General features: G+C 56.6%; 11 protein-coding genes. 9 read left to right on the top strand and 2 right to left on the bottom strand.

The genetic code is table 11. The features are described from left to right. The first annotated feature begins 7 nt into the window (after positions 1-7). From H3U89_RS03820 to H3U89_RS03835, 4 genes are read left to right on the top strand one after another with little or no spacing between them, the layout of a single operon-like run. Complete coding sequence (locus H3U89_RS03820) at positions 8-1,318, top strand: ABC transporter permease (protein ID WP_198178433.1); 1,311 nt, start codon at positions 8-10, stop codon at positions 1,316-1,318. 16 nt (positions 1,319-1,334) lie between these two features. Next, positions 1,335-2,498, top strand: a complete 1,164-nt coding sequence (locus tag H3U89_RS03825; RefSeq protein ID WP_198179401.1) for an ABC transporter permease — start codon at positions 1,335-1,337, stop codon at positions 2,496-2,498. A 44-nt stretch (positions 2,499-2,542) separates the two neighbouring features. Then, on the top strand, positions 2,543-3,370 hold the full coding sequence (locus H3U89_RS03830; protein ID WP_198179399.1) for an ABC transporter ATP-binding protein: 828 nt from the start codon (positions 2,543-2,545) through the stop codon (positions 3,368-3,370). Between the two features lies 1 nt (position 3,371). Further along, a complete protein-coding gene (locus H3U89_RS03835) occupies positions 3,372-3,917 on the top strand; it encodes an FMN-binding protein (protein ID WP_198178432.1) in 546 nt (181 codons plus the stop codon). 91 nt (positions 3,918-4,008) lie between these two features. On the opposite strand, the gene H3U89_RS03840 is transcribed toward H3U89_RS03835, so the two are convergent. Further along, positions 4,009-5,298: a class I SAM-dependent methyltransferase gene (locus H3U89_RS03840; protein WP_198178431.1), complete on the bottom strand. Its 1,290-nt coding sequence runs from the start codon at positions 5,296-5,298 to the stop codon at positions 4,009-4,011. A gap of 189 nt (positions 5,299-5,487) precedes the next feature. Here H3U89_RS03840 and H3U89_RS03845 point away from each other — a divergent pair, with 189 nt between their 5' ends. Further along, on the top strand, positions 5,488-5,907 hold the full coding sequence (locus H3U89_RS03845) for a DUF4186 domain-containing protein (RefSeq protein ID WP_198178430.1): 420 nt from the start codon (positions 5,488-5,490) through the stop codon (positions 5,905-5,907). A 116-nt stretch (positions 5,908-6,023) separates the two neighbouring features. Here H3U89_RS03845 and H3U89_RS03850 read toward each other — a convergent pair whose 3' ends face one another. Next, positions 6,024-7,070, bottom strand: a complete 1,047-nt coding sequence (locus H3U89_RS03850; protein ID WP_198178429.1) for a LacI family DNA-binding transcriptional regulator — start codon at positions 7,068-7,070, stop codon at positions 6,024-6,026. 260 nt (positions 7,071-7,330) lie between these two features. On the opposite strand from H3U89_RS03850, the gene H3U89_RS03855 reads away from it, so the two are divergent. The 4 genes from H3U89_RS03855 to H3U89_RS03870 all read left to right on the top strand — a co-directional run bounded on the left by H3U89_RS03855 (position 7,331) and on the right by H3U89_RS03870 (position 13,224). Beyond that, on the top strand, positions 7,331-8,734 hold the full coding sequence (locus H3U89_RS03855) for an extracellular solute-binding protein (protein WP_198178428.1): 1,404 nt from the start codon (positions 7,331-7,333) through the stop codon (positions 8,732-8,734). A 29-nt stretch (positions 8,735-8,763) separates the two neighbouring features. After that, positions 8,764-9,687 carry a carbohydrate ABC transporter permease gene (locus tag H3U89_RS03860; RefSeq protein ID WP_045935921.1) on the top strand — a complete coding sequence of 308 codons (924 nt, stop codon included), beginning with the start codon at positions 8,764-8,766 and terminating at the stop codon, positions 9,685-9,687. Beyond that, on the top strand, positions 9,684-10,505 hold the full coding sequence (locus H3U89_RS03865) for a carbohydrate ABC transporter permease (protein ID WP_045935920.1): 822 nt from the start codon (positions 9,684-9,686) through the stop codon (positions 10,503-10,505). The genes H3U89_RS03860 and H3U89_RS03865 overlap by 4 nt, the downstream gene beginning before the upstream one ends. A gap of 106 nt (positions 10,506-10,611) precedes the next feature. Beyond that, on the top strand, positions 10,612-13,224 hold the full coding sequence (locus tag H3U89_RS03870; protein ID WP_232345489.1) for a glycoside hydrolase family 31 protein: 2,613 nt from the start codon (positions 10,612-10,614) through the stop codon (positions 13,222-13,224). Positions 13,225-13,248 lie beyond the last annotated feature (24 nt).

Here is a 13,248-nt window from a genome sequence, read left to right on the forward strand (position 1 = left end):
GGTTGGTATGTTCTTCATGCGAATGATGCTGCGGTCATTCAGCCGCCAGTTCGGGCGAAGAATGCTCATCGCCGTCACTGTCTGCCTGTCGGCCTGCGTGGCTACGGCCATGCTGGGGGTGGTCTTCGACGTGGGCGACAAGCTCAACGCGGAACTGTCCACCTACGGATCCAACATTACGGTCCAGGCCAAGGCTGATGCCGTGGTCTCCGACCTCTACGGCGACCAGGAGGGCAGCCCCTCAGGCGATGAGTCAACGCCAACCGCCTTCCTCAAGGAGTCCCAGGTGCCCAGGATCAAGACCATCTTCTGGGCCTACAACATCACCGACTTCGCTCCCCGCCTGGATCTTCGTGGCACCGTGGACCAGGTCGGCGCCCCCCTGGTGGGCACCTGGTTCGGCCGGACCGTCAAGGTCGACAGCGGCGAGAGCAGCACTGCGGGTCTCAAAGGTCTTCGGCCCTGGTGGAAGGTTCAAGGCCGCTGGCCCAAGGACGAGGCCGGGTCCGGCGGCAGGACCGAGGCCATGTTGGGCAAGGAGCTGGCTGCACGACTGGGCGGCCGTCAGGTTGGCGACCAGGTCAGGGTCGGTCTGGGTGATCAACAGCGGACCGTCACCATTGTGGGCATCTTCGACTCCGGTGATTCTGACGCCTCCTCCCTCTACCTGCCTACCAGGCCGTTGCAGGAGATGTCCGGCCTGACCGATCAGATCGACCAGGTGGAGGTCAAGGCTCTGACCACGCCCGAGAACGACCTGGCCCGCAAGGCCGCACGAAACCCAGCTGCCCTCTCCCAGGACGAGTGGGAGACCTGGTACTGCACGGCCTACCCCTCATCCATCGCTTACCAGATCGAGGAGGCCATCCCCGGGTCCATGGCCAAGCAGGTCAGACAGGTGGCAGCCCTGCAGGGCGATGTTCTGCAGAAGACCCAGGCGGTCATGATCCTGATGACCGTGCTCAGCCTGCTGGCGGCAGCCATCGCCGTGGCCAATTTGATGGCGTCCTCCATATCCGAGCGGTCCTCGGAGTTCGCCCTGCTCAAGGCCTTGGGCGCCACCGACGGGGCTGTATCCCGATTGGTGCTGGCCGAGACGGCCCTGATCGCCCTGGCCGGGGCTCTGGTCGGCGCCTTGCTGGGCTCCGGAGTGGCTCAGATCGTAGGCAGGGTGGTCTTCGGCTCGGGAATCACCATGCGGCCCATGGTCTTCGTGCTGGTCTTCGTGCTGCTGGCCCTGACCGTGCTGCTGGCGTCCATCTCGTCCATCAGATCGATTCTGCGGCTTCGGCCGGCGGAGGTGCTTCATGGCCGCTGATCGCCATAAGAGCCATATGACCAACACCCGCATGTTCCTGACCATGCTCTTCGGGGCCGTCTTCCGTCGTCGTGGCCGGGCACTGATGGCCGTGGTGGCCTCCCTGGTGGGGGCGGCCACCCTCTTCTGCCTGGCGGCGGTCTGTATCGAGGCTCCCAGGCAGATCAACCAGGAGATGCGTTCCTACGGGGCCAACCTGGTCGTTTCGCCCATCCAGGGGGACAACCGGTCCGCCGGCATCGAACAGGGCATGGTGGACCACACTACCCACATGGTGACCGCCAAGGCTCCGGCAAGGTACGCCACCTATCGATATGAGACGGTGCAGGTCAATGCCGGGGCCCGCGAGATGGCCGGCATCCACCCCGATCAGGTGCGTCAGCTCAACCGTCACTGGAGTGTGGAGGGTTCCTGGCCCCGGCCCGGTTCGGTCATGGTGGGGCGGGACCTGGCTGATTCGCTGGGGCTGACCACTGGCAAGCAGATGACCATCGGCTACCCGGCAAGCCAGGTCACCGGCACAGGCAAGGCCGGAGGCCAGGTCCGTGACTTTCGTGTGGGGGGCATCGTCGATACCGGTGGACCCGAGGATCGCATTATCTATGCCGGCCTGGCCGATCTGGAGCTCCTGACCGGGGCCAAGCGGGGCACCGATGTCATCGAATACTCGGTCAACACCATGACTTCGGGGCTGAAGACCATCGCTGCCAGCATCAACGACATGACCTCCATGGGGGTCAAGGCCCGGCCGGTCACCAGGATCACAGCGGGCGACAGCCATACCATCGCCATGCTCCAGTCGCTCTTCTGGCTGGTTTCGGTGGTGGTACTGGTCCTGACCTTTGTGGGCGTGGGGACCACCATGGCCTCCATCGTCTCCCAACGGCGCAGCGAGATCGGCCTGCGCAAGGCTCTGGGTGCCTCTTCGCGGGGGATAGCCATGGAGTTTCTGGCGGAGTCGGCCTGCTACGGATTGGCCGGAGGTCTGGTCGGCACCGCCCTGGGCTATGGCTTCGCCCGGCTGCTCTGCCTGTCCGTCTTCCAGCGTCCGCTGGGCTTCAACTGGTGGCTGGCCCTGGGCACGGTCCTGCTGAGCGTGGCCATATCGATGATCGCATCCATCCGGCCGGTCCTCCGGGCTTCGCGTATCGACCCGGCCCTGGTTTTGAGGGAGGAATGACAATGACGCAGGCAAAGGCGAGCGAGTCCCAGTCGGGCGGCGGCATGCTGCTGGATCTGGACCACGTTTCCAAGATCTACGGCGATCTGCATGCCCTGGACGATCTGAATCTGAGCGTCCCGCAGGGCCAGTGGCTGGCCGTGGTGGGGTCCTCCGGCTCGGGCAAGACCACGCTGATGAACATTCTGGGTTGCATGGACACCCCCAGCCGGGGCTCGGTCCGTCTGCAGGGGCGGCCGCTGGAGGATCTGAGCCAGTCCCAGCTGGCCGATGTGCGTAAGAATGTGATCGGCCTGGTCTTCCAGAAGTTCTACCTGGTCCCGCATCTGACCGCCCTGGAGAACGTCATGGTGGCCCAGTACTACCACTCGGTGGTGGACGAGGATCAGGCCATGAAGGCCCTGGACCGGGTGGGTCTGGCGGATCGGGCCCGCCACCTGCCCAGCCAGCTTTCGGGCGGCGAGCAGCAGCGGGTCTGCGTGGCACGTGCGCTGATCAACGAGCCCAAGCTGATCCTGGCTGACGAGCCCACCGGCAACCTGGACGAGGCCAACGAGCGGATCGTGCTGGACCTCTTTAGGCAATTGCATGACCAGGGAACCTCCCTGATCGTGGTTACGCACGATGCCTTGGTGGCCTCCTGCGCCCAGCGGGAGATCATGCTCAACCACGGTGTGCTGGCCGGTGAGCAGTGGAACGATGAGGAGGCCAAGCAGGCCTACCTGGCAGCCGGAGGTCGGCCGGCCTTCAGTGGGGCTCCTGGTGATACCGGGGACCAGGATATTCCGGTGGGCTTCCATGACCCCACAAAGACGGCCAAGACCGGCGGCTCCCTGCCGGGATCGGCTGCTGATGCAGAAGGAGGGCGTTGAAATGGCCAAAAGCAAGTCTCGGGGACTGGCCACGGCCTCGGCAACCCTGGCGACCCTGGTGGCGGTCGGCTCCCTCCTGGGCGGCTGCGGAAGCCAGCAGGCCAAGCCCATGGACGATGAATTCGCTGGATCAGGCGCCGAGTCCAGCTCTGCACCAGAGTCGGGAGCCGGCGCTGCGGGCGAGGGCACGCCCACGGCTGTTTCCCGTGATGGACTGCCGACCGCCCCTGCTGACACGGGCAACTATCACGATGGCACTTACGCCCTGACGGGCAAGTACGGGCATGACGGGGCTGACAGCATCGATGTGGATCTGGACCTGTCGGGAGGCCAGGTGACCCGGGTCCAGGTCCAGGGGCATTCGGATTCGCCCGTCTCGCGCGGCCACATGGAACGCTTTGCCCGGGCTGTGCCCGGAGTGGTCCAGGGACGCCCGCTCAAGGACCTCAAGGTGGACAAGGTGGCCGGGGCCAGCTGGACTTCGGATGCCTTTAACAAGGCTCTGGACCTGGCCCGGCTGGAAGCTTCGGCGGACAGGTCGTCCTGAGGACCGGGCTGTAAGGGTTGCGTAAACAAAAAGGGGCGAGGATTTGACTCCCCGCCCCTTTTCAGGCTTTATGGTTTTAACGGTCGCGTAGTTATCGGTCCCACCAGGGCCGCAGCGGATAGGTGTCCGTGCCGGTCTCTGGATCAGGTTTGATGCACTGGAACTGGTGTATCTGAATGTTGTCGAGTTCGAAGTTGAGCCGCGCGCCGGCCATGTACAGGCCCCAGAGCCGCGCCTTGGGCTCGCCCACCATGGGCTTGGCCTGGCCCCAATGCTCCTGGAGGTTCTCGGTCCAGTGCCTGAGGGTCAGCGCATAGTGCTGACGCAGGTTCTCCTGGGTGATGACCTCGAAGCCGGTATCCTGGATGGCCAGTTCGATCTCGGCCGGGCTGGCCAGCTCGCCGTCGGGGAAGATGTAGCGGTCGATGAAGCCGCCGGCCCGCTTGTGGTCGTGGGAGTTGGTGCGGGTGATCTGGTGGTTGAGCAGGATGCCGCCCGGACGCAGCTTGTCCATCATCTCCTTGAAGTAGGAGGGGTACTGCTTGTAGCCGACATGCTCCATCATGCCGATGGAGCAGATTCCATCGAAGCCGGACTCGGGCACGTCGCGGTAGTCCATCAGCCTGACCTCGGCTAGATCCTGCAGGCCCTCCTGGCGGATCCAGTTCTGGGCCCACTCGACCTGCTCCTCAGCCAGGGTCACGCCGATGACGTGGATGCCGCGGCGGGCGGCCGCGATCTCCATGGAGCCCCAGCCGCAGCCCACGTCCAGCAGACGGTCGCCCTTGTTCAGGTGCATCTTGTCCAGGACCATGTTGAGCTTGTGCCACTGAGCGTCCTCCAGACTGTCGTCCTCCTTCTCGAAGACGGCGCAGGTGTAGGTCATGGAGGACCCCAGGAAGAGCCGGTAGAAGTCGTTGGACTGGTCGTAGTGGTAGCTGACGGTGGCTGCGTCGCCCCGGCGGGTGTGGGGACGGATGCCTTCGGTCAGTCGCTTGGCCAGGGAGGGCCCTTCGATGGCCGGCGGCTCGGGCACGCGCACACCGTGAGAGAAGACGGCTCCGGCCGCCCGGGCCAGCTCCATCTTGCTGGGGTGCTTGACGAAGTGCTTGAGGCCCATCAGTTCCTTGAGGACCTGGTAGGGGTTGCCCGGCAGCAACTCGGGAGAATCCAGATCACCCTGCAGGTAGGCGCGGGCCAGACCCAGGTCGTTGGGATTTTCCGTGATGTAGTACATGGCACGGGAATTCTTGACTTCCAGATGCAGCGGCGCTTGGTCCTGCCCGAAGACCGACCCATCGAAGGCGGTCACCTGCACAGGCGCGTCAGGGGTGAGGAAGAGCCCGATCATCTCGGCTACAGTCATCTTGCTTTTGGCCATGAAGCCCCCTTGTGTGACCCGGACATGACCGAACATGGCGGGTCTGGTAGTTAGTGGATACAAGTACTGTCTTCACCCTACCCCTGACACTGGTCCCCGTTGGGTCCATGTTTGGTGAATTATTCCGCATGGGAAACCTTGCCTGGGTACAGACTCTTTGGTAAGGCTAAACATGGAGGCGATCAGGCAATGACCAGCAGCGGATCAGCGTCGGTCAGGGCAGATGAGGCCTGGACCCAGGACACTCTTGCCAGATTGGGGCATTCGCGCTTCCGGGCCGGCTTCTCCCTGTCGGCCAAGGATCGCGCCTACGCCCGTGCCAAGGGTAGGGATACCATCGACCGCCACGCCCATGAGATGCTGGCCAAGCGTGTGGGGCCTGCCCACCCTTTGAAGGATGGCAAGCAGACCCCCTACCGCGGGCATCCGGTCTTCACGGCCCAGCATGCCACGGCCACCTGTTGCCGGGGGTGCATCGAGCGCTGGCACCATATTCCTCGCGGCCGGGCTCTGACCGATGCAGAGGTTGATGCCCTGGCCAGGCTGGTCATGGCCTGGATCGAGCGGGATTTGGTGAATCATCCGGCATCTGCCCCGGGATTGCTTTAGACCTGATTTTGGTTGCCTGATCCGGTCCGATAAATATTTGGTGACCTGCCCACTAATGTCGTGTTTCTGGTGTTTCCAAGGAAATATTTTCGTATCACACTTACGGCGGTGTGAAATCATGAATTGCAGGCCCATTTATCCAAGGGGCGGGTGTCTTCAATCGGGGCAGTCGTGTTACGAATCATGATCTGGGTGTCCAAGGTTATGTATGGGTTCTTTGGTGGGGTTTTCTTCAGAAATTCCAATGCGAGCGAACCAGCCTTGGCGCCCAGATCAAAAGGATCCTGACGAATTGTTGTCAGCCCGATTTTATCTGCGTAAGTGCTGTCATCGAAACCAACCAGGGAAAGGTTACCTGGGACGGTGAGCCTAAAACGATTGAGTTTGAAAAGTAACGGGATAGCGACCGAATCATCCTGGCAGCAGAGAGCAGTAGGGCGGCTTTCCATGCTTTGTAGCTGAGAAATAAAGGAGCTAAATACGTCTTGTCCGGGCTGCAGCTTTATTAATTTGGTTTTCACTGGTTCCGGCCACTGTCTGCAAGCTTCCAGGAAACCTTGCAAACGGTTCAAGGAACTGAAGTGCAGGGACGATTTTGGCGAGATGTGCATATACGCGATGTTCCGGTGACCAAGTGTAAGTAAATGATTGACCGCCAGCTGGATACCCTTTGCGTCATCGATTTTCACTGAACCGTCCAGGTCATGGTTCGATTCCACATTGATGCCGATAATCGGTACATTGATACTACTCAAGCGGCTGGTTTCCTTGGAAGTGATGTCGAAAGAGGACACGAAAACCAGATCAACGTTTCTCCTGATAGGCAGTTCGGCAAAGAAATGCTCTTGTTCTTCGGAGTCGCCGATGGGATAGATGGAGGTATCGTAGCCAGCCGGATGGAGGATGGAATCCAGCCCTTCGCGTACCAAGGAGCCGAACCAATCCAAGCGTTCGTTGCCAACCAGCAGTGCGGCGCGGAATGTCCGGCCGGTTTTAAGGCTTGCTGCCGTGTGCGTAACGGTAAAATTCATGGCCTCAGCGGCCTTCATCACCTTCGCCCGTGTTTTCGCTGACACCTTTTCTGGACTGGTGAAAGATCTCGATACTGTCGAAATCGACACCCCTGCTTCGCGAGCAACGTCGTAAACGCTGGCTTTGGACACTTGCCACCTCAATGCGGAGAAAATGCAACCAACTCTGTAAGTATAACAATCGCTCACTTTATCCTCGCTTGCAGATGGATTAGATCGACACGCCGCATATTGGGATGTAGCGAGCGGTAATTGACTCAGGAAGAATAGCTAAATAATGCTAAGGGTCGCATAACCTGATAATTTGTTATGAATGATTGAATATAGAGCCTGATTCTTTGATATACAATAGGTCTCGCAAGTGAGTATCTTACAAGGAGGTAGGAAAAACAATGCGAATAAAACGCGTATTGGCTACATTTGTTGCGACCGTTAGCATAATTGCTTTGTCGGCGTGTGGTGCCGAGGGCGGTCAGGGCGGAGGCCAGACTGACACCAAGGCCGATAAGGGATTGAAAACTCTTGGGGTGAATGTCAAGTACAACCCCAACCACCTTGTGAATAAAGGTAAGCCCATTCAGCTTGAATACTGGTCTTGGGTCGACAAGGAACAGGACCCCATCAGTGCTATGACCCGTGATTATCAGAAGATTCACCCCAATGTCACTTTTAAAATTGTGAATGTTGCTTGGGCTGACTATTGGACGAAGGTTCCGCTAGCTTTGAAAGGCAAGAATGGACCTGCTTTATTTGCTATCCATAATTCACAAGATGCCCTCCTGAAGCCTTATATGGCCCCGATTGATATACCTGCAGACCAGCTCAAAGCCGATTACACCGGGGTCTCCGCCCACCTTGAGAAGGGCAAGGCCTACTACATCGATACGGTCATCAACACGGGGAACATCTATTACAACAAGAAGCTGTGGAAGGAGGCCAATTTGACGGATTCCGACATTCCGAAGACTTGGGACCAGTTGGTTACAGTCGCCCAGAAACTTACCAAATGGGATGGCTCCAAGATGGTGCAATCCGGCTTTAACCTCAACGGAGACGAAGCAAGTGCGGGCTACCCTGGTCTCTGGCAGGGGCTCAATTATCAAAAAGGCGAGCTCATGTTTGATTCCTCAGGAACGAAACCCAACTATAAAAATGAAACGACCAAAGAGAACATGCAGTTCATCAAGGACCTGTATGACAAATATAAGGTGGCTTCAACGGCGTTCGGCGTGGATATGGGGCAGAGTTTCGGCAATGGACAGACGGCCATGGTCTACCAGTGGGGAGGTTTTGCTGGCACGCTGAAGCTGAAGTATCCGGATATCGATTACGGCGTCTTCGCAACCCCGACTTTCTCTGAACAGACGCCTTTTGCCTACGATCGTTACAACGGAGAATCAACCCCCGGCGTCAACAAGAATCAATCCAAAGAACAGCAGGAGGCGGCGCAGGACTTCCTCAAATACATCCTCGCCAATGACAAGTTCATCAAGGATGATGCAAAGGCCTTCAATTCGTTCCCGGCTAAGAAATCCCTGCAGAATGATCCAGAGATTCTTTCCATGCCGATCATGGCTGCTATCAAGCCGAGAATTGACCGTTTGATTTGGCCCGGACCCACGCCTTCAACTATGGAATCGAGCGCCAAGAAGTCTTTCCAGGACGTTTTCCAGAACCATAAATCGATTGATAGCGCCCTGGACTCGACCCAGGCTCTGATGGAGAAAGACATCAAAGGCACCGGATTCAAATCACTTGAGCCTGCCTATGCCTTCTATAAGGAGGCAAGGCGATAGACCATGGATGGACGTCGGAAGGCACAGCTATGAAGGCAGTGACGAAAACAGGTCACACAGGCAGCAAGACCATCCAGACTGGTAAGGGCCTCGGTCGTGTATTCACGATGAGGAACGTATCTCTTGCGGCCCTGGTCATATATTTCAGCGTGTTCATGATCTACCCGATATTCAAGGCATTCGCAGGTAGCATGCATGATTGGAATCCCCTGATAGGGACCTATAAATGGGTCGGTTTTGATAATTTCCGTCTGGTGCTTTCCGACGGTCTGTTTTGGAAGTCCATAGGGAACACGGCTGTCTTTTGCCTGGTATCGGTTGTGTTCCGTATTGTTCTCGGTTTGGGCTTGGCGCTCTTGCTCAGTTCGAAGTTGGTCAAGGCCAAGGATACGCTGCGTGGTCTCTTCTATATGCCGACCATCACCCCTATGGTTGCGGTGGCCTTTGTATGGGTTTGGATGTTTGACCCGCAGTTCGGCATGATCGACCGGGTTCTTGGGCTGGATATCAACTGGCTCAAGGATCCCAACTGGGCCTTGCCGGCCGTGATCATCATGACAATATGGAAGGATTTCGGGTACGCGGTCGTGCTCTATCTGGGGGCATTGATGAGTTTGCCGAGAAGTGTTTACGAAGCCGCCGCTATTGATGGAGCCAATGCATGGCAGACTTTTTGGAAAATCACGCTTCCGCTGCTGAAGCCGATGACTCTCTTCATCGTCATCACTTCCCTGATCAGTTATCTTCAGGCTTACGTGCAGATCATGATCATGACTGGCGGTGGACCCGGAACGCAAACATACACAATCAGCTATCTCATCTTCGATGAGGCCTTCCAGAAATACAAGTTCGGCACAGCTTCGGCCATGAGTGTTCTTCTCTTCCTTATGACAGGAATACTCACGATTCTGATGTTCAAGGCCTCAGGTGATATGGATATGGAGGAATCATGAGAGCAAGGAAAATGTGGTCCTGGATCCTGACTGGGATGCTTTTCATCCTTGCTCTGATCACAATCATCCCCTTTGTCTGGATGTTCATTTCGTCATTTGCGCCCAACAGCGAGATCGTGAAAGTGTCAGGCGGTATCTTTCCCAAACCCACAACTCTGAGCAATTACCGGGGCATACAGGAGAAGTTCGATTTTCTCCGTCTTTTTCTGAACTCCTTGTTCGTGTCATCGTTCAAGACGGTCGTGATCATCTACACAAGCGCAGCCTTGGGATATGTGTTTTCGAAGATGAGGTTCAGAGGGCGCAATTTGATATTCGGTATTGTGCTTAGCACCATGATGGTACCGTGGGCAGTCACCATTATTCCTCAATACGAGATGATGACCAAGTTTGGTTGGCTGGATACCTACAAGGCTCTGCTGGCTCCGGGCCTCGTCAACGCTTTCGGAGTCTTTCTTTTCCGCCAGTCGATTGGAGGAATACCGGATGAGATCGTGGAAGCGGCCAAATTGGATGGTGCCGGGGACGCAGTAATCTTCCACCGCATCATCCTGCCCATGAGCAGGAACTCCATATCCGCCTTGGCTATATTTACCTTCCTGTGGAATTGGGAGGATTACCTCTGGCCATTCTTGATGATCACCGATGAGAAGAAACAGCTGCTCTCCGTAGGTCTGAAGATGTTCAGTGGGCGATATGGGACCGATTACGGTGGCTTGTTTGCTGCAACCTCTATCGCCATTATTCCGGTGCTGGTGGTGTATGTGGTTTTCCAGAAGCAGTTTATAGCTGGAGTGGCCAGCGGTAGCGGCAAGTAGACAATGTTCAAGAAGATCTTCTAAATGGAGCAGGTTTCCGGTTCTTTACATGGAAGCTCTTTTGATGCGGGTCTGGATATAAGAAAACAGAGGAAGGAATTATTCTATGCGGGGAATAGATGACTCATATCGAGGCTTTTCTGCTTTTAATAACAAGCTTAAGCCAACCATGAATACCAGGTGGACCATCTGTGGGGATTGCTGGAGGATAGGGATTCTGAGCGATTCTCTGATCAGGCTGGAATGGTCTGCGAAAGGGGACTTCGAAGACCAGGCCACTCAAACTGTAATCAACAGAAACTTCACCGATCCAGACCAAATCCATGCGCGTGTAATAAAAGGAGATGAACAGCTTGTCATTGATACGCCAGCACTAAGGCTGGAATATGATTACAACTCCTTTGCCAAGGAGGGGCTCAGTGCCATGGTGAAAGGGGTTTCCAATCAGTTCAACACTTGGCATTTCGGTGATGATTCCCTGCATAACCTGCGTGGGACAGCGAGAACTCTTGACGAGGCTGATGGATCAATCGAATTGGGAGACGGTGTCATTTCCCGCGATGGGTGGGCCATTCTGGACGATTCATCTTCGAACCTTATTGTTCGTACTGACCAGGCTGGGGGGGAGAAAGATCCGTATGGTCATTGGATCACCCCCAGGGAAAACAAGGAGATAGATATCTATCTGTTTGCCTATGGCCATCGTTATCGGGAGGCCCTGGTGGATTTTTACCAGTTAACCGGACCTGTTCCGCTTCTTCCACGGTGGGCTCTTGGAAACTGGTGGAGCCGTTTCCACCCCTATACTTCAGCGGAGTACCTAGGTCTTATGGATCGTTTCCGAGCATCTCGGTTACCATTCACCGTCGCCGTCATGGACATGGATTGGCATTTGACGGATTCAGTTGATCCCAAGTACGGGTCCGGATGGACTGGATATACCTGGAATCGACAGCTGATTCCGGACCCTAAGAGTTTCCTCCATTCTCTTCATAAGCGGGATTTGCGCGTTTCTCTCAATGTTCATCCTAGAGATGGGATTAGAGCATTCGAGGAGCCATATGCTGATATGGCACGGACATTGGGGGTGGACGCAGACAAGGGAGATCCGATTATGTTCGATCTCACGAATATCCGCTTCCTCAAGGCTTACCTGCAAATGCATCATCAGCTGGAGTCCCAGGGGGTAGATTTTTGGTGGCTGGACTGGCAGCAGGGGGGTGTGACTCGGGTGCCGGGGTTGGACCCCTTGTGGATGCTTAATCACTTCCATTACTTAGACAGTGCGCGTTCCGGTCATTGGCCCCTGATTCTTTCCAGGTATGCCGGCCCTGGGTCGCATCGGTACCCTATAGGATTCTCTGGCGACACCATTGTCACTTGGAATTCACTGAAGTTCCAGCCTTACTTCACTGCGACTGCCAGCAACATCGGTTTTGGCTGGTGGAGTCATGATATTGGCGGCCATATGAAAGGGTGTCGGGATGACGAGCTGGAGGCCAGATGGTATCAGTTGGGTACCTTTAGTCCCATCAACCGTCTGCACTCATCAGCTTCGCCGTTCGAAGGGAAGGAGCCCTGGGAATATCCTCAGCCCTACCGAGGCGCTATGGAGGATGCCTTGCGCTTACGACAGGCGCTGATACCCTATCTCTATACAATGAACTGGCGGGCGGCATATGAAGGGCTCCCCTTGGTCCAGCCTCTTTACTGGGAAGATCCAGAATGCGAAGATGCTTATGCGTTTCCCGGCGAATATTGGTTTGGCAGCCAGATTCTGGTTTCTCCGATCTTGCAGCCTGTTGATGCCATTACCAGAATGGGGGAGAGCCTAACCTGGCTGCCTTCTGGGGACTGGTTTGATTGTATGGACGGTCGTCATTACCAAGCTGGTGATCCGCAAGGTCGCAGGTTGAGCCTGTGGCGGACAATCGACAGGGTACCGGTCTTGGCAAAAGCCGGAGGAATTATTCCTTTAGGGCCTGCCTATGAAGCCCCGGGTGGAGAGAGCGTTTCCTCTCCTGACAGCTATTCTGTTGGACGTTGCAAACCTAGGGCGGAAACTAGGAAGGAACTATCGGTCGATTGCCATCCTCTGTCTGGCAACCCCGAACAGATGGTCCTGATGGTTTTCCCTGGTGCAGACGGTTGCTTCACCTTGATCGAGGATGCTGGACGTTTCCCTGTTTCTCCCAATCTTGACAATGCTGAGCGGGAGGCGGGTGCTGCAAGGACCGCCATCCGCCTTAATTGGTCTTCCGGCGGCGTAGTCACGATAGATGCTGTTAATGGACGCGTTGAAGCCTTGCCATCTCACAGGCATTGGAAAGTAGCTTTGCGCGGTTGGGCACCTACGGATTGCAAGGTGCGGATTGACAGGAGTGTGAGGAAAGTCCCAACGACATATGACGAATCAACACTGACAGTCTGGCTTGATCTAGGTAGGGTGCCAGTAGGCTCCAAAGTTGAAATATTGCCTGAGCGGGCTGAGTTGGCAAGCAACCCCGCGATGCATGACGCCGGTGCGGTCTTAAAGAGAGCGCAGATCTCTTTTGAAGTTAAAGATCAGCTCGCGGATATGGTGTCCAGGCAAGGAGTGGATGCGCTTGCGGGTTTGGATACCCTGCAAGCTGGATTCCCTGGCGGTGAGCAGGGGATGCCTTCGGCAGTGCCACGGTCGGTTCAATCGGCCTTGACTGAGATACTGTTGCGTTCTTAACCTAATTGAGGTTAATGGATTGTC

The organism is Bifidobacterium sp. W8104 (assembly GCF_016100735.1).
Classification (GTDB): Bacteria; Actinomycetota; Actinomycetes; order Actinomycetales; family Bifidobacteriaceae; genus Bombiscardovia; species Bombiscardovia choladohabitans.

What these genes read in the sequence shown, in the direction of transcription:
- H3U89_RS03855 (WP_198178428.1), top strand. Translation starts at nt 7,331, where the DNA reads ATGCGAATAAAACGCGTATTGGCTACATTTGTTGCGACCGTTAGCATA.
- H3U89_RS03825 (WP_198179401.1), top strand. Translation starts at nt 1,335, where the DNA reads ATGACCAACACCCGCATGTTCCTGACCATGCTCTTCGGGGCCGTCTTC.
- H3U89_RS03865 (WP_045935920.1), top strand. Translation starts at nt 9,684, where the DNA reads ATGAGAGCAAGGAAAATGTGGTCCTGGATCCTGACTGGGATGCTTTTC.
- H3U89_RS03830 (WP_198179399.1), top strand. Translation starts at nt 2,543, where the DNA reads ATGCTGCTGGATCTGGACCACGTTTCCAAGATCTACGGCGATCTGCAT.
- H3U89_RS03835 (WP_198178432.1), top strand. Translation starts at nt 3,372, where the DNA reads ATGGCCAAAAGCAAGTCTCGGGGACTGGCCACGGCCTCGGCAACCCTG.
- H3U89_RS03870 (WP_232345489.1), top strand. Translation starts at nt 10,612, where the DNA reads ATGCGGGGAATAGATGACTCATATCGAGGCTTTTCTGCTTTTAATAAC.
- H3U89_RS03845 (WP_198178430.1), top strand. Translation starts at nt 5,488, where the DNA reads ATGACCAGCAGCGGATCAGCGTCGGTCAGGGCAGATGAGGCCTGGACC.
- H3U89_RS03840 (WP_198178431.1), bottom strand. Translation starts at nt 5,298, where the DNA reads ATGGCCAAAAGCAAGATGACTGTAGCCGAGATGATCGGGCTCTTCCTC.
- H3U89_RS03820 (WP_198178433.1), top strand. Translation starts at nt 8, where the DNA reads ATGTTCTTCATGCGAATGATGCTGCGGTCATTCAGCCGCCAGTTCGGG.
- H3U89_RS03860 (WP_045935921.1), top strand. Translation starts at nt 8,764, where the DNA reads ATGAAGGCAGTGACGAAAACAGGTCACACAGGCAGCAAGACCATCCAG.